This window comes from Thioalkalivibrio sp. ALE19 (assembly GCF_000428605.1).
Classification (GTDB): domain Bacteria; phylum Pseudomonadota; class Gammaproteobacteria; order Ectothiorhodospirales; family Ectothiorhodospiraceae; genus Thioalkalivibrio.
Map to the genome: position 1 here is coordinate 1 of NZ_AUAG01000042.1, position 15,637 is coordinate 15,637.

The window sequence follows — 15,637 nt, forward strand, 5'->3', positions numbered from 1 at the left end:
GCCGAAACCACCAGAATGGCGCCGTCCATCTGCGCCGCACCGGTGATCATGTTCTTCACATAGTCCGCGTGACCCGGGCAGTCCACGTGCGCATAGTGGCGCGTGTCCGACTCGTACTCCACGTGCGCCGTCGCAATCGTGATACCGCGCTGCTTCTCTTCCGGCGCGTTGTCAATCTGGTCAAAGGCACGCGCATCGCTGCCGTACTTCTTCGCCTGAACCACCGTCAACGCCGCCGTCAGCGTCGTCTTCCCGTGGTCCACATGACCAATCGTCCCCACATTCACGTGCGGCTTCTTGCGTTCGAACTTTTCCTTGGACACAGCTAAGACCTCTTAAATCGTTCTCTACGGAATGGCGGTATCAGGACGCCTTGCGGGCCACGGCGTCGGCGATCTGGGCCGGCGCCTCCGAGTATTTCTCGAATTCCATCGAATACGTCGCGCGGCCCTGGGTCAGCGAGCGGAGCTGGGTCGAGTACCCGAACATTTCCGACAGCGGGACTTCCGCATGCAGGAGCTTCTGGCCGGCAACGTCTTCCATGCCGCGCACCAGGCCCCGACGGCCGTTAAGGTCGCCCATCACGTCACCCATGTACTCCTCGGGGGTCTCCACCTCGACCTTCATCATCGGCTCGAGCAGCACCGCCCCGGCACGCAGGGCCCCCTCCTTGAAGGCCATGGAGGCCGCGACCTTGAAGGCGTTCTCGTTCGAGTCGACATCGTGGTAGGAGCCGTCGAAGAGACTCACCTTGACATCCTCGATGGGGTAGCCAGCGAGCACGCCATTACGCATCTGCTCTTCGATACCCTTCTGCACCGCCGGCACGTAATCCTTCGGAACCACGCCACCGACAATCTCGTTCTTGAATTCGAAGCCGACACCCGGCTCCTGCGGCTCGATCCGCAGCCAGACGTGACCATACTGACCACGCCCGCCGGACTGCTTGACGAACTTGCCTTCCTGTTCGATCGACTTGGTGATGGTCTCGCGGTAGGCGACCTGCGGCTGCCCCACGTTGGCCTCGACCTTGAATTCCCGCTTCAGGCGATCGACCAGCACCTCGAGATGCAGCTCGCCCATGCCCGAAATGATGGTCTGACCGGACTCTTCATCCGTCCGCACCTGGAACGACGGGTCTTCCTGCGCCAGCTTGTTCAGCGCCATGCCCATCTTTTCCTGGTCGGTCTTCGTCTTCGGCTCGACCGCGATGGAGATCACCGGATCCGGGAACTCCATGCGCTCCAGCTCGACCGGATCATCGGGCGAGCAAAGCGTGGTCCCGGTGTAGAGGTCCTTCAGGCCGACCACCGCACCGATGTCACCGGCACGCAGCTCCGGAATCTCCTCGCGGCTGTTCGAATGCATCTGCAGAATGCGCCCGATACGTTCGCGACGGTTGTTCTGGGTGTTCAGCACCGTGTCACCGGCCTTAACCACCCCCGAGTAGACGCGAACGAACGTCAGGCTCCCGACGTAGGGATCGCTCATCAGCTTGAAGGCCAGACCCGCGAACGGTTCTTCGTCGGTTGCCTTCTTTTCGATGGGATCTTCCGTACCGGCCTTGACGCCCTTGATCGCCTTGACTTCTTCCGGCGAGGGCAGGTATTCGACCACGGCGTCCAGCATCGCCTGGACACCCTTGTTCTTGAATGCGGAGCCGCACATCATCGGCACGATTTCGAGGTCCAGCGAGCGCTTGCGCAGTGCGGCCTTGATATCTTCCTCGCTCAGCTCGCCCTCGCCGAGGTATTTCTCCATCAGCTCTTCCGAGGCCTCGGCGGCGGACTCGACCAGATTCTCGCGCCACTTCTCGGCGTCGGCCTTCAGCTCCTCCGGAATCTCGCCGTAATCGAAACTGATGCCATAGTTGTCATCATGCCAGTGGATGGCCTGCATCTTCACCAGGTCGATCACCCCCGCGAAGGCGTCTTCCGAACCGATCGGGATCTGGATCGGCACCGGATTGGCCTTCAGGCGCTCGCGCATCTGATTGTAGACGCGTTCGTAGTCGGCACCGGCGCGGTCCATCTTGTTGACGAACGCGATCCGCGGCACTTCGTACTTGGTGGCCTGGCGCCACACGGTCTCCGACTGCGGCTGCACACCACCGACAGCGCAATACACCATGCAAGCACCGTCCAGAACACGCATGGAACGCTCCACCTCGATCGTGAAGTCCACGTGCCCCGGGGTATCGATGATGTTGATGCGGTGTTCCGGGAACTGCTTGGCCATGCCGGACCAGAACGATGTCGTCGCCGCGGAGGTGATCGTAATACCGCGCTCCTGCTCCTGATCCATCCAGTCCATCACGGCGGCGCCGTCATGCACCTCACCGATCTTGTGCGACAGGCCGGTGTAGAACAGGATGCGCTCGGTCGTCGTGGTCTTGCCGGCGTCGATATGCGCGCTGATGCCGATATTGCGATAGCGCTTGATGGGGGTCTTGCGTGCCACTGAGGTGCCTCTTCGTTCTTACCAGCGGAAGTGCGCGAATGCCTTGTTGGCATCCGCCATCCGGTGAGTGTCTTCGCGCTTCTTGACGGCGGAACCCTTGCTGTCGGCCGCATCCATCAGCTCGCCGGCCAGCTTCATGGCCATGGTGCGCTCGCCGCGCTTGCGCGCTGCCTCGACCACCCAGCGCATCGCCAGCGCGTCCTGACGAACCGCGCGCACCTCGACGGGAACCTGATAGGTGGCACCGCCGACCCGGCGGCCCTTCACCTCGACCCGCGGCCGCACGTTGTCCAGCGCACGCTCGAGCGCGCCCAGGCCGTCACCCTGCTTGGACTCGATCTGGTCCAGCGCGCCATAGACGACCCGCTCGGCGACGGACTTCTTGCCATCCCGCATGACGGTATTGATGAACTTCGCCAGACGATCGCTCCCGAATTTCGGATCGGGGAGGATGTGACGCTTGGGTGCGGCTGCTCTTCTCGACATTGTTTCAGTTCCCGGACTTGAACACGGTTAGGATTTCTTCGGACGCTTGGTCCCGTACTTGGAACGACCCTTCGCGCGCTTCTGCACGCCCTGGGTGTCCAGGCTTCCGCGGACCGTGTGATAGCGCACACCCGGGAGGTCCTTAACACGACCACCACGAATCAGGACCACGGAGTGTTCCTGCAGGTTGTGCCCTTCGCCACCGATATAGGAGCTGACCTCGTAACCGTTGGTCAGCCGCACGCGCGCAACCTTGCGCAGCGCCGAGTTCGGCTTCTTGGGCGTGGTGGTGTAGACACGGGTGCATACACCGCGCTTCTGCGGCGAACCCTGAAGCGCCGGCACGTCGCTCTTCTCGACCGGCCGCTTGCGCGGCTTTCGTACCAACTGGTTGATCGTGGCCATGAAACCCTTTCTCCTAGCCTAAAAATAACGACAGGCCGGTGCCGAGACCGGCCTGTCGAGGGAGCGGAAGTTTAATGCGCGCCCTCTTGACTGTCAACTCGACTCCGCCTCACTGCGCGGAATCACCCGATGTTCCACTGTCGCCGCCGGCGTCGCTGCCCGGCCCTGCCGAAGGCGCTTCGGCCGGTTCGGCCTCCGGTTCGCTCTCGCCCACCGTTTCGAACTCCGGCATCTCGAGCGCCCGCCTGCGCCGGCGTTCCTTGTGATAAGCCAGCCCGGTCCCCGCGGGGATCAGGCGACCCACGATCACGTTCTCCTTGAGCCCGCGAAGGTCGTCCCGCGCCCCGCGCGTCGAGGCCTCGGTCAGCACCCGCGTGGTCTCCTGGAAGGAGGCCGCGGAGATGAACGATTCCGTCACCAGCGAGGCCTTGGTAATCCCCAGAAGCACGCGTTCGTAGGTCGCCGGCTGCTGATCGCCGGACAGCTTCTCGTTCTCCTCGAGGACACGAGTGCGATCCACCTGGTCACCGGACAGGAACCGGGTGTCGCCCGGATCCAGAATGTTGACCTTGCGCAGCATCTGGCGGACGACGACTTCGATGTGCTTGTCGTTGATCTTTACGCCCTGCAGACGATATACGTCCTGGATCTCCTGCACCTGATATTCCGCGAGTGCGGTGACGCCCCGCAGGCGGAGGATATCGTGCGGGTCCAGTTCGCCATCGACGATCACTTCGCCCTGCTCGACACGTTCGCCCTCGAACACATTAACGGTCCGCTGCTTGGCAATCAGCATCTCGTGGGCGTCGCCCCGGTCCGGCGTGATGATGAGGCGCTGCTTGCCCTTGGTCTCCTTGCCAAACGAAACCGTACCGGACAGCTCCGCCAGGATTGCCGGCTCCTTGGGCTTGCGCGCCTCGAACAGATCGGCGACGCGCGGCAGACCGCCGGTGATGTCACGGGTCTTCGAAGACTCCTGCGGCAGCCGCGCAATGACGTCACCCACTTCGACCCGCGCATTGTCTTCCAGGTTGAAGATCGCGTTGGCCGGCAGCATGTACTGCGCGGGCATGTCCGTCCCCGGGATGTAGACCTCGTTCCCGGCGTCATCCAGCAGCTTGACCGTGGGCCGCAGATCCTTGCCCGCGGAACTCCGGCTCTTGGGATCGAGGACCACGTTGGAGGACAGGCCGGTGAACTCGTCCGTCTCCTTCGTCACCGTCACGTTTTCGATGAAGTCCGCGAGCTTCACGGTACCCGCCACTTCGGTCACGATCGGGTGGGTATGCGGATCCCAGGTGGCGATTTCCTGACCGGCTTCGACCGCATCGCCCTCGTGGACCATGATCGTCGCGCCATAGGGAACCTTGTAGCGCTCGCGCTCGCGACCGGATTCGTCGACCACACCCAGTTCGCCGGAACGCGACACCGCCACCAGGTTGCCGGACTTGTGCTCCACGGTCTTGATGTTGTGGAGACGAATGTGGCCGGCATTCTTGACCTGGATCGCACTGACCGTGACGGCGCGGGACGCAGCACCCCCGATGTGGAACGTACGCATGGTCAGCTGGGTTCCGGGCTCGCCGATCGACTGGGCCGCGATGACCCCCACCGATTCACCCGAGTTAACCTCGTGGCCGCGCGCCAGATCGCGCCCGTAGCATTTGGCGCAGATACCCTGGCGGGTCTCGCAAGTGATCGCCGACCGAACCAGGACCTCGTCGACCCCCGCGGCGTCGAGCTGATCCACCATCGCCTCGTCGAGCAGGGTGTCCTTCGGCACCAGCACCTCGTCCGTGCCCGGGCGCAGGATGTCCACCGCCACCGTGCGACCAAGCACGCGGTCGCGCAGCGGTTCGACCACATCGCCGCCCTCGATGATCGGCTTCATCAAGAGGCCCTGTTCGGTACCGCAGTCGGGCTCGGTCACCACCACGTCCTGCGACACGTCCACCAGGCGACGCGTCAGGTATCCCGAGTTGGCCGTCTTCAGCGCGGTATCCGCCAGGCCCTTGCGGGCGCCGTGGGTCGAGATGAAGTACTGCAGGACGTTGAGACCCTCGCGGAAGTTCGCGGTGATCGGTGTCTCGATGATGGACCCGTCCGGCTTCGCCATCAGCCCGCGCATGCCCGCCAGCTGGCGAATCTGCGCCGCGGATCCGCGCGCCCCGGAGTCGGCCATCATGAAGATCGAGTTGAACGCACGCTGCTCGACCACTTCGCCGTCGCGATTCGTCACCTCTTCCTTGCCGAGGTGCTCCATCATCGACTTCGCCACCTGGTCATTACAGTGCGCCCAGATGTCCACGACCTTGTTGTAGCGCTCGCCCTTGGTGACCAGGCCCGAGGCGTACTGCTCCTCGATCTCCTTCACCTGCTCCTCGGCATTCTCCAGGATCGGCTGCTTTTCCTCCGGAATGACCATGTCATCCGCGCAGAAAGACACGCCGGCACGGGTCGAGTAGTAGAAACCGGCATACATCAGCTGGTCCGCGAACACCACGGTGTCCTTGAGGCCCAGGCGGCGGTAGCAGGCATTGATCAGGTGCGAGATGCTCTTCTTGTCCAGCTCCTGATCAATCAGCTCGAAAGGCAGCCCGCGGGGCATGACCCGCGACAGGATCGCCCGCCCGACCGTGGTCTCCAGACGCACGCGCGGGCGCTCGCCCTCGCTGTCGGCATATTGGGCGTGCGGGTCCTCCATGCGCACGGTAACGCGTGCATGCAGATCGACCTTGCCGTTCTCGTAGGCGCGATGCACCTCGTCCACGTCCGCGAACACCATGCCCTCGCCCCGGGCATTGACCTTCTCCCGCGACAGGTAATAAAGGCCGAGCACGATGTCCTGCGACGGCACGATGATGGGCTCGCCATTGGCCGGGGACAGGACGTTGTTGGAGGACAGCATCAGCGTGCGCGCCTCGAGCTGCGCCTCCAGCGACAGCGGCACGTGCACGGCCATCTGGTCACCGTCGAAGTCGGCGTTGAACGCAGCACAGACCAGCGGATGCAACTGGATCGCCTTGCCCTCGATCAGCACCGGCTCGAAGGCCTGGATGCCCAGGCGGTGCAGGGTCGGGGCGCGGTTCAGCATCACCGGGTGCTCGCGGATCACCTCTTCGAGGATGTCCCAGACCTCGGGGCCTTCCTTCTCCACGGCCTTCTTGGCGGCCTTGATGGTGGTCGCCAGGCCACGGCGCTGCAGCTTGCCGAAGATGAACGGCTTGAACAGTTCCAGCGCCATGCGCTTGGGCAGGCCGCACTGGTGCAGGCGCAGGGTCGGGCCGACCACGATCACGGAGCGGCCGGAGTAGTCGACGCGCTTGCCCAGCAGGTTCTGGCGGAAGCGACCCTGCTTGCCCTTGATCATGTCGGCCAGAGACTTCAGCGGGCGCTTGTTGGTGCCGGTGATCGCACGGCCGCGACGGCCGTTGTCCAGCAGGGCGTCGACCGATTCCTGCAGCATGCGCTTTTCGTTGCGCACGATGATGTCCGGGGCATTCAGCTCCAGCAGACGGCGCAGACGGTTGTTGCGATTGATCACCCGGCGGTACAAGTCGTTCAGGTCGGAGGTCGCGAAGCGACCCCCATCCAGCGGCACCAGCGGGCGCAGGTCCGGCGGCAGCACCGGCAGCACGTCCATGATCATCCATTCCGGCTTGTTGCCAGATTCGAGGAACGACTCGATCAGCTTCAGGCGCTTGCCGAGGCGCTTGATCTTGGTTTCGGAACCCGTCTCCGACAGTTCCTGGCGCATGCGCGCGGCCTCGGACTGCAGATCCAGCTCCTTCAGAAGGCTCAGGACCGCTTCCGCACCCATCATCGCGGTGAAGTCGTCACCGTGCTCCTCCATCGCCTCGAGGTACTCCTCGTCGGTCAGGAGCTGACGCTTCTCCAGGGTGGTGAACCCCGGGTCGGTCACGATGAAGGACTCGAAGTACAGCACCTTCTCGATGTCCTTCAGGGTCATGTCCAGCAGCAGGCCGATGCGCGACGGCAAGCTCTTCAGATACCAGATATGCGCAACCGGGGAGGCCAGATCGATGTGCCCCATGCGCTCGCGGCGCACCTTGGTCTGGGTCACCTCGACGCCACACTTCTCGCACACCACGCCCCGGTGCTTCAGGCGCTTGTACTTGCCGCACAGGCACTCGTAATCCTTCACCGGGCCGAAGATCTTGGCACAGAACAGCCCGTCCCGCTCCGGCTTGAAGGTACGGTAGTTGATCGTCTCCGGCTTTTTCACTTCGCCGAACGACCAGGAGCGCACCTGGTCGGAGGACGCCAGTCCAATCCGGATGGCGTCAAACTCTTCCGGCTGGGTCTGCTGCTTGAACAGATTCAGGAGGTCTTTCATTCACTTGCCTCACAGCTAGTTTTCGAGGGGCGCGCGGCGCCCCTTCGGATCACGTTGCGAACGGAGCGGATCAGTCCTGCTCGAGCTCGATGTTGATGCCCAGGGCCTTGATTTCCTTCATCAGCACGTTGAAGGACTCCGGCACGTTGGCTTCCATCTGGTGCTCACCGTCGACGATGTTCTTGTACATCTTGTTGCGGCCCTGCACGTCGTCCGCCTTCACCGTCAACATTTCCTGCAGGGTGTAGGCAGCGCCGTAGGCCTCCAGCGCCCAGACCTCCATTTCGCCGAAGCGCTGGCCACCGAACTGCGCCTTGCCGCCCAGTGGCTGCTGGGTCACCAGCGAATACGGGCCGGTGGAGCGCGCGTGCATCTTGTCGTCGACCAGGTGGTTGAGCTTCAGCATATGCATGTAGCCGACCGTCACCGGGCGATCGAAGGCCTCCCCGGTCCGGCCGTCGTACAGCGTCGCCTGCCCCGTCTCGGGCAGGTCGGCGAGCCGCAGCATCTCCTTAATCTCGTCCTCGGCCGCGCCGTCGAACACCGGGGTCGCCATGGGCACGCCGCCCCGCAGGTTCCGGCACAGGGTCAGGATCTCGCTGTCCGAGAGCTCGTCCAGGTTGACCTTGCGATCACGGTGGTTGTAGATGCGGTCCAGGAACTCGCGGAGCTTGGCGATCTCGGATTGCGCCTCGAGCATGCGGTTGATCTTGTCGCCCAGCCCCCTCGCGGCCCAGCCAAGATGGACCTCGAGCACCTGACCGACGTTCATGCGCGAAGGCACGCCCAGCGGGTTCAGGACCACGTCCACCGGCGTCCCGTCATCCAGGAACGGCATGTCTTCTTCCGGCACGATCATCGAGATCACGCCCTTGTTCCCGTGCCGACCGGCCATCTTGTCGCCCGGCTGCAGACGACGTTTCACGGCCACGTAGACCTTGACCATCTTCTGCACGCCCGGCGGCAGATCGTCCCCCGCGGCCAGCTTCGCCTTCTGGTGCTCGACCTTTTCGTCAAACGCCGTTTTCTGGTCCTTGAGCTGACGCCCGAGGTCCTCCAGCTGGGCATTCACGTCGTCATCCTGCAGGCGGATCTCGAACCACTGGTCACGCGACAGGCCCTGCAGGTATTTCTTCGTCACCCTGGAGCCGTCTCCCAGCCCGTCGGGCCCGCCTGCGGCGGTCTTGTTGACCAGGAGCTTCTCCATCCGCGCAAAGATGTCGTCCTCGTAGATCCGCAGCTGATCCCGCAGGTCCTTGCGCACCGCGGCCATGTCGTCTTCTTCGATCGACTTGGCCCGGGCGTCCTTCTCGACGCCGTCCCGCGTGAACACCCGAACGTCGATGACCGTTCCCTCGACACCCGACGGGACGCGCAGGGACGTATCCTTCACGTCCGACGCCTTTTCGCCGAAGATCGCACGCAGAAGCTTCTCTTCCGGCGTCAGCTGGGTCTCGCCCTTGGGCGTCACCTTCCCGACCAGGATGTCGCCCGGCTTCACCTCGGCACCCACGTACACCACCCCGGACTCGTCCAGCTTGGACAGCAGCGATTCGGAGACATTGGGGATGTCGGCCGTCACCTCTTCCTGCCCGAGCTTGGTGTCACGCGCGGTGCAGTTGAGCTCCTCGATGTGAATGGTGGTATAGCGATCCTCGTGAACCGCACGCTCCGAGATCAGGATCGAGTCCTCGAAGTTGTAGCCGTTCCAGGGCATGAAGGCGACCATCATGTTCTGGCCCAGCGCCAGGTCGCCCATGTCGGTGGAGGAACCGTCGGCCAGCACATCGCCGCGCGCAATTTCGTCACCAACGGCCACCAGCGGACGCTGGTTGATCGCGGTGTTCTGGTTCGAGCGCGAATACTTGGTCAGATTGTAGATATCCACGCCGGGTTCGCCCGGCTGGGTCTCGTCGTCATTGACCCGCACGACCACACGACCGGCGTCCGCGGAATCCACGGTGCCGCCGCGACGGGCGACAATCGCCGAGCCGGAGTCGATGGCGACGGTACGTTCGATACCGGTCCCGACCAGCGGCTTGTCCGAGCGCAGGCACGGAACCGCCTGGCGCTGCATGTTGGCGCCCATCAGCGCGCGGTTCGCGTCGTCATGCTCCAGGAACGGCAACAGCGCGGCCGCCACCGACACGATCTGCTTCGGCGAGATATCCATGTACTGGATCTTGTCCGGCGAGGAGATCGTGAACTCTTCCTGGTGCCGACAGGACACCAGGTCATCGGTCAGGCGACCGTCCTCGTCCATGGCCGCGTTCGCCTGCGCGATGACGTACTGGCTTTCCTCGATGGCCGAGAGATAGGCGATCTCGGCGGTCACCCGCCCGTCCTCGACCTTGCGATACGGCGTCTCGAGGAAGCCGTAACGGTTGGTCCGCGCATACACCGCCAGCGAGTTGATCAGACCGATGTTCGGACCTTCCGGCGTCTCGATCGGGCACACCCGCCCGTAATGCGTGGGATGCACGTCCCGCACTTCAAAGCCCGCGCGTTCGCGCGTCAGGCCACCCGGACCCAGCGCGGAGATCCGGCGCTTGTGGGTCACCTCGGACAGCGGGTTGTTCTGGTCCATGAACTGCGAGAGCTGGCTGGAGCCGAAGAATTCCTTGATCGCGGCCGCCACCGGCTTGGCGTTGATCAGCTCCTGCGGCATCAGCCCCTCGCTCTCCGCGACGGTCAGGCGTTCCTTGACCGCGCGCTCGACGCGGACCAGCCCCAGGCGGAACTGATTCTCGGCCATTTCGCCCACCGAGCGGATGCGACGATTGCCAAGGTGGTCGATGTCGTCGGTACGGCCGTTGCCGTTGCGCAGATCGATCAGGACCTTGAGCACATCGAGGATGTCGTCCGTGGACAGCACCCCCTCGCCTTCGTCGGTATCACGGCCGACGCGGCGATTGAACTTCATGCGGCCGACGGCCGAAAGATCGTAGCGGTCTTCCGAGAAGAACAGGTTGGCGAACAGATTCTCCGCGGCATCCTTGGTCGGCGGCTCGCCCGGACGCATCACGCGGTAGATCTCCACCTGCGCTTCCAGCTGAGTGCGTGTGGGGTCCAGCCGCAGCGTGTCCGACATGTACGGACCGTGGTCGTACTCGTTGGTGTAGATCGTGTCGAACTGATGGATCCCTTCCGCGCGCAGACGGTCCAGCAGGTCCTGGGTCAGCGCGTCGTTGGCATTGCCGATCACCTCCCCGGTCGACGGGTCCATGATCGTGCGCGCCAGAACGCGGCCCACGAGATACTCGTCCGGTACGCGCAGGGTGCGGATCCCCGCCTTTTCGATCTCACGGATGTGGCGTGGCGTAATCCGCCGCCCGGCTTCAACGATCACCTTGTCGCCGTCGGTGATATCCACCACCGCAGTTTCCCCGCGCAGGCGCTCGGGAATCAGATCCAGCTCACCGCCGGTTTCATCCAGCGTGACCTGATTGAAATCAAAGAACGTCTCCAGGATCTGCTCGGTGTCCATCCCCAGTGCACGCAGCAGGATGGACGCCGGCAGCTTCCGGCGACGGTCAATACGGACATACACCCCGTCCTTGGCGTCGAACTCGAAATCGAGCCACGAACCGCGGTACGGGATGATGCGTGCGTTGTACAGCAGCTTCTGCGAGCTACCCTGGGTCTTGCCCTTGTCGGAGTCGAAGAACACCCCGGGCGAACGGTGCAGCTGGGAAACGATCACCCGCTCGGTACCGTTGATCACGAAGGTGCCGTTCTCGGTCATCAGGGGCAGCTCGCCCATGTAGACCTCCTGCTCCTTCACCTCCTTCACCACGGTGGAGCCGGCAGGCGCATCCTTGTCGTGAATCACCAGCCGCAGCAGCACACGCAGCGGGGCCGCATAGGTCACGCCGCGGATCTGGCATTCCTTGACGTCAAAGACCGGCTCGCCAAGCCGATAGCTGACATACTCCAGCTGAACGTGACCGGAATAACTGACAATGGGAAATACCGACTGAAACGCCGCGTGCAGACCGAGTCCTTCGCGACTGTCCGCACCCCGGTCCTCCTGGAGGAAATTGCGGTAGGAGGTGAGCTGGGTCTCCAGCAGATACGGAACGTCCAGGATCTGGGGACGCTTCCCGAAATCCTTGCGGATGCGTTTCTTTTCGGTATAACTGAGGGCCATGGAATACCTCGGGGGCTAGCAGAACAACGCGCAATAAATCCGCGCCACCACGGGCGGAAGCTGACGGCCTCGCAGCCGCCAGCTCCGCATGCCCGTGACGGACACGTCTGACAACGGGCGTAACGCCCTTGTTACTTCAGCTCGACGGACGCGCCGGCTTCTTCCAGCTCCGCCTTCATCTTCTCGGCTTCTTCCTTGGCCGCGCCTTCCTTCACGGTGGCGGGCACGCCTTCGACCATCTCCTTGGCCTCCTTCAGGCCCAGGCCGGTCAGGCCGCGCACGACCTTGATGACGCCAACCTTGTTGTCGCCGAAGCCGGACATGACGACGTCGAACTCGTCCTTCTCGGCTTCACCGCCGCCACCTTCACCATCGCCGGCGGCGGCCGGGGCTGCGGCCACGGCAGCAGCCGCGGTCACGCCGAACTTCTCTTCCATCTCGCCAATCAGGTCCACGATTTCGAGGACCGTCATGTTGCCGATGGCTTCCAGGATATCTTCTTTCGAAACGGCCATTAGTAGGTTCTCCCTGCGGGGCTGCCCGCATTCAGAAATGTGCTAGCGAATAGGATTCCAGGAACCGGGATCAGGCTGCCTGCTTCTGATCGCGGATCGCTGCAACGGTACGCACCAGTTTGCCGGGCACCTCGTTGACGGTGCGGGCGAACTTGTCGAGCGGTGCGCGCATCGTGGCCATCAGCTGGCTCAGGGCCTCTTCGCGGGTCGGCAGGCTGGCGAGGCGTTCGAGATCGTTCGCCCCCATCAACTCGCCGCCGAAGGACACCATCCGTGCTTTCAGCTGATCGTTGGTCTTGGCGAAATCTCGCACCAGACGCGCGGCGGAGGATGGCTCCTCCAGGCTGAAGGCAAGAACCAACGGCCCATGCAGCTCGGGCTGCATGCACTCGAAGTCCGTGCCCGCCAGCGCACGCTTGGCGAGATTGTTCTTCACCACGCGCAGATAAACATCCTGCTCCCGAGCCTGCTTGCGCAGCTCGGTCATCTGCGCGACCGAGAGACCTCGATATTCCGCACCCACCGCGGAGTGCGCCGAGGCAGCAATCGCAGCCAGTTCCGTGACAATCTGCTTCTTGTCATCGAGATTCAAAGCCACGTTGACTCTCCTCTGTTGAGACCATCCGGAGATGGTCGTGAACCGGTCCGGAGACCGGTACTCAGGTGCTCCCGTCGCAGGCCATTCCTGAATCGGGTGACACCATCTGCGCAGGCTGGGATATTAAGCGCCGCCGAACGGCCCGCCTGCGGTCTTGGATGGCGTGCCGCTCGCGCGACAGCCGACCAAAGCATTGGATTCCGCCGCGTACGGCGGAATCAGAGATTGAGGGTGGCGCCGTCGACCTTCAGCCCGGGACCCATCGTCGTGGACACCGTGACACCCCGCACGTACTGGCCCTTGGAGGTCGCCGGCTTCATCTTGATCAGATCCTGCAGCAGCGCGTTCAGGTTGTCCTTCAGGGCATCCGCCTCGAAGTCGGCCGCGCCGATCGTGCAGTGGACGATGCCGCCCTTGTCCGTGCGGTACCGGACCTGCCCGCCCTTGGCGTTGGTCACCGCCGTGGCCACATCCGGCGTCACGGTACCGACCTTGGGGTTGGGCATCAGACCGCGCGGACCGAGGATCTGGCCCAGCTGACCCACCACGCGCATCGCATCCGGGGAGGCGATCACCACGTCGAAATCCAGCTGACCGGCCTTGACCTGTTCGGCAAGATCATCCATGCCGACCACGTCCGCGCCGGCCTCTTTGGCGGCATCCGCGTTATCGCCCTGGGTGAACACCGCCACGCGAACGGTCTTGCCGTTGCCGTGCGGGAGGACCGTGGAGCCGCGCACGACCTGATCGGATTTCCGCGGATCCACGCCCAGATTCACGGCGACGTCGACGGACTCGCGGAATTTTGCGGTGGCCAGCTCGCGCAGAAGGGAGAAGGCCTCATCGGCGGGATACGCACGAGTCGGCTCCACCTTCTCGCGGATCGTCTGCATGCGTTTGCTCAGCTTCGCCATCTCAGAGACCCTCCACATCGATGCCCATACTGCGGGCGCTGCCGGCGATCGTCCGGACCGCGGCGTCCATGTCGGCGGCGGTCAGGTCCGGCTCCTTGGCGCGAGCAATCTCTTCCAGCTGCTCGCGCGTGACCTTCCCGACCTTTTTGGTGTTCGGCTCACCCGAACCGCTCTGGATTCCGGCGGCCTTCTTCAGAAGGATCTGTGCCGGCGGGGTCTTGGTCACGAAGGTGAACGACCGGTCGGAATACACGGTGATCACCACCGGGATTGGCAGACCGGGCTCCATGTCCTGGGTCTCGGCGTTGAACGCCTTGCAGAACTCCATGATGTTCACGCCGCGCTGACCCAGTGCGGGGCCGACGGGGGGACTCGGGTTGGCCTTGCCAGCCCCGACCTGAAGCTTGATGTAGGCTTCGATTTTCTTTGCCATGCTGACTCCCTCGGGTACAGGCGCCTCGCGGCTCCCCGATCAAGGTGTTGAACGCAGACTGCGTCAGTTTTTCTCGACCTGATGGAACTCGAGTTCCACCGGGGTCGAACGACCGAAAATCTGGACGGCCACCAGCAGACGGCTCTTGTCGTAGTTGACCTCTTCGACGACACCATTGAAGTCGTTGAAGGGCCCATCGATGACGCGAACCATCTCGCCAACTTCAAACAGGACCTTCGGACGTGGCTTCTCCGCGCCCTCTTCCATGCGGTTGAGGATGGCCTCGGCTTCCTTTTCGCTGATCGGGGCCGGGCGATCCGCCGTGCCCCCGATGAACCCGAGAACGCGGGGGACCGCCTTCACCAGGTGCCAGGCCTCGTCGCTGAAATCCATCTGGACCAGCACGTACCCCGGAAAGAACTTCCGTTCACTCTTGCGCTTCTGGCCGTCCTTCATCTCCACGACCTCTTCGGTCGGGACGAGGATCTGGCCAAAATGGTCCTGCATCTCGAAGCGCTCGATGCGTTCTTCCAGCGACCGCTTGACCTGGGACTCGAAGCCGGAGAATGCCTGTACTACGTACCAGCGTAATGCCATGGGGTAGATTCCTGATGCCTATCCGATGAAGCGACTGACGGACCACCCCAGGAACATGTCCAGGAGCCAGAGGAAGATCCCCACCACGATGACGACGGCGATCACGACCAGGGTAGTCTGGGTCGTTTCGACGCGAGTCGGCCAGACCATCTTGCGCACTTCGGTGCGGGCGTTGCCCATAAAGGCGCTCAGCTGTCGGCCTTTGTAGGTGGTCATGCCGATCCCGGCGGCCACGGCCACGACAGCAAGCAAACCGACCACGCGCACGAGGGTCGATTCGTCCTGGAACCAGTAGAAGCCCATGACGCCGGCAACGAGCAAGGCCACGACCACGGCGAGCTTGACGGTATCCAGCGCGCCGCTGCCTTCCGATTGTTCAGTCATGAAATCGTCTCACCCGGTGCTTGCCGCCATCGTAAAAGATGGCAGGCCAGGAGGGACTCGAACCCCCAACCTGCGGTTTTGGAGACCGCTGCTCTGCCAATTGAGCTACTGGCCTGTAATCGTAGAAGGCAGGCACCCGCGGTTGCAGCGGATGCAAACGCGGGAGGCCTGCCAGCTGACTGCTCAGTCTATCACTCGATAATCTTGGAGACGACGCCGGCGCCCACGGTGCGGCCGCCTTCGCGAATCGCGAAACGCAGACCGTCTTCCATGGCGATCGGGCTGATCAGCGACACCGTCATCTTCACGTTGTCGCCCGGCATCACCATCTCGGTGCC

At 63.4% G+C, this 15,637-nt stretch carries 12 protein-coding genes, 1 tRNA gene and 1 pseudogene; all 14 read right to left on the minus strand.

Annotated features, from left to right (window positions below):
- Positions 1 to 323, minus strand: a 323-nt coding sequence (locus tag F787_RS16180) for a GTP-binding protein (RefSeq protein WP_196801934.1), incomplete at its 3' end; no start/stop codon positions are given.
- Positions 324 to 363: 40 nt separating this feature from the next.
- The gene (fusA, locus tag F787_RS0113390; protein ID WP_028492514.1) at positions 364 to 2,460 is read right to left on the minus strand and encodes an elongation factor G; all 2,097 of its coding nucleotides are present in this window, start codon (positions 2,458 to 2,460) and stop codon (positions 364 to 366) included.
- A gap of 18 nt (positions 2,461 to 2,478) precedes the next feature.
- The gene (gene rpsG / locus F787_RS0113395) at positions 2,479 to 2,946 is read right to left on the minus strand and encodes a 30S ribosomal protein S7 (protein WP_018871350.1); all 468 of its coding nucleotides are present in this window, start codon (positions 2,944 to 2,946) and stop codon (positions 2,479 to 2,481) included.
- A gap of 27 nt (positions 2,947 to 2,973) precedes the next feature.
- Positions 2,974 to 3,351 carry a 30S ribosomal protein S12 gene (gene rpsL / locus F787_RS0113400; RefSeq protein WP_018871349.1) on the minus strand — a complete coding sequence of 126 codons (378 nt, stop codon included), beginning with the start codon at positions 3,349 to 3,351 and terminating at the stop codon, positions 2,974 to 2,976.
- Positions 3,352 to 3,460: 109 nt separating this feature from the next.
- On the minus strand, positions 3,461 to 7,708 hold the full coding sequence (rpoC, locus tag F787_RS0113405) for a DNA-directed RNA polymerase subunit beta' (protein ID WP_028492515.1): 4,248 nt from the start codon (positions 7,706 to 7,708) through the stop codon (positions 3,461 to 3,463).
- A 70-nt stretch (positions 7,709 to 7,778) separates the two neighbouring features.
- Positions 7,779 to 11,858, minus strand: coding sequence for a DNA-directed RNA polymerase subunit beta (gene rpoB / locus F787_RS0113410; protein WP_028492516.1), 4,080 nt, complete (start codon positions 11,856 to 11,858; stop codon positions 7,779 to 7,781).
- Positions 11,859 to 11,989: 131 nt separating this feature from the next.
- Positions 11,990 to 12,373: a 50S ribosomal protein L7/L12 gene (rplL, locus tag F787_RS0113415; RefSeq protein WP_018871346.1), complete on the minus strand. Its 384-nt coding sequence runs from the start codon at positions 12,371 to 12,373 to the stop codon at positions 11,990 to 11,992.
- A gap of 70 nt (positions 12,374 to 12,443) precedes the next feature.
- Positions 12,444 to 12,965 (minus strand): 50S ribosomal protein L10, encoded by a 522-nt coding sequence (rplJ, locus tag F787_RS0113420; RefSeq protein ID WP_018871345.1) that lies wholly within the window; start codon positions 12,963 to 12,965, stop codon positions 12,444 to 12,446.
- Between the two features lie 224 nt (positions 12,966 to 13,189).
- On the minus strand, positions 13,190 to 13,885 hold the full coding sequence (rplA, locus tag F787_RS0113425; RefSeq protein WP_018871344.1) for a 50S ribosomal protein L1: 696 nt from the start codon (positions 13,883 to 13,885) through the stop codon (positions 13,190 to 13,192).
- Between the two features lies 1 nt (position 13,886).
- On the minus strand, positions 13,887 to 14,318 hold the full coding sequence (rplK, locus tag F787_RS0113430) for a 50S ribosomal protein L11 (RefSeq protein ID WP_018871343.1): 432 nt from the start codon (positions 14,316 to 14,318) through the stop codon (positions 13,887 to 13,889).
- A 63-nt stretch (positions 14,319 to 14,381) separates the two neighbouring features.
- Positions 14,382 to 14,915 (minus strand): transcription termination/antitermination protein NusG, encoded by a 534-nt coding sequence (nusG, locus tag F787_RS0113435; protein WP_018871342.1) that lies wholly within the window; start codon positions 14,913 to 14,915, stop codon positions 14,382 to 14,384.
- An 18-nt stretch (positions 14,916 to 14,933) separates the two neighbouring features.
- Positions 14,934 to 15,299, minus strand: a complete 366-nt coding sequence (gene secE, locus F787_RS0113440; protein ID WP_018871341.1) for a preprotein translocase subunit SecE — start codon at positions 15,297 to 15,299, stop codon at positions 14,934 to 14,936.
- Positions 15,300 to 15,338: 39 nt separating this feature from the next.
- A tRNA-Trp gene (locus tag F787_RS0113445) sits at positions 15,339 to 15,414 on the minus strand.
- A gap of 76 nt (positions 15,415 to 15,490) precedes the next feature.
- Positions 15,491 to 15,637: pseudogene (locus F787_RS16625) on the minus strand (elongation factor Tu); the annotation flags it as partial.

Excerpts from the sequence above, each read along its gene's own strand:
- rplK (WP_018871343.1), bottom strand. The coding sequence starts at position 14,318 with ATGGCAAAGAAAATCGAAGCCTACATCAAGCTTCAGGTCGGGGCTGGC.
- secE (WP_018871341.1), bottom strand. The coding sequence starts at position 15,299 with ATGACTGAACAATCGGAAGGCAGCGGCGCGCTGGATACCGTCAAGCTC.
- rpoC (WP_028492515.1), bottom strand. The coding sequence starts at position 7,708 with ATGAAAGACCTCCTGAATCTGTTCAAGCAGCAGACCCAGCCGGAAGAG.
- rpsG (WP_018871350.1), bottom strand. The coding sequence starts at position 2,946 with ATGTCGAGAAGAGCAGCCGCACCCAAGCGTCACATCCTCCCCGATCCG.
- rpoB (WP_028492516.1), bottom strand. The coding sequence starts at position 11,858 with ATGGCCCTCAGTTATACCGAAAAGAAACGCATCCGCAAGGATTTCGGG.
- rplL (WP_018871346.1), bottom strand. The coding sequence starts at position 12,373 with ATGGCCGTTTCGAAAGAAGATATCCTGGAAGCCATCGGCAACATGACG.
- rpsL (WP_018871349.1), bottom strand. The coding sequence starts at position 3,351 with ATGGCCACGATCAACCAGTTGGTACGAAAGCCGCGCAAGCGGCCGGTC.
- nusG (WP_018871342.1), bottom strand. The coding sequence starts at position 14,915 with ATGGCATTACGCTGGTACGTAGTACAGGCATTCTCCGGCTTCGAGTCC.
- rplA (WP_018871344.1), bottom strand. The coding sequence starts at position 13,885 with ATGGCGAAGCTGAGCAAACGCATGCAGACGATCCGCGAGAAGGTGGAG.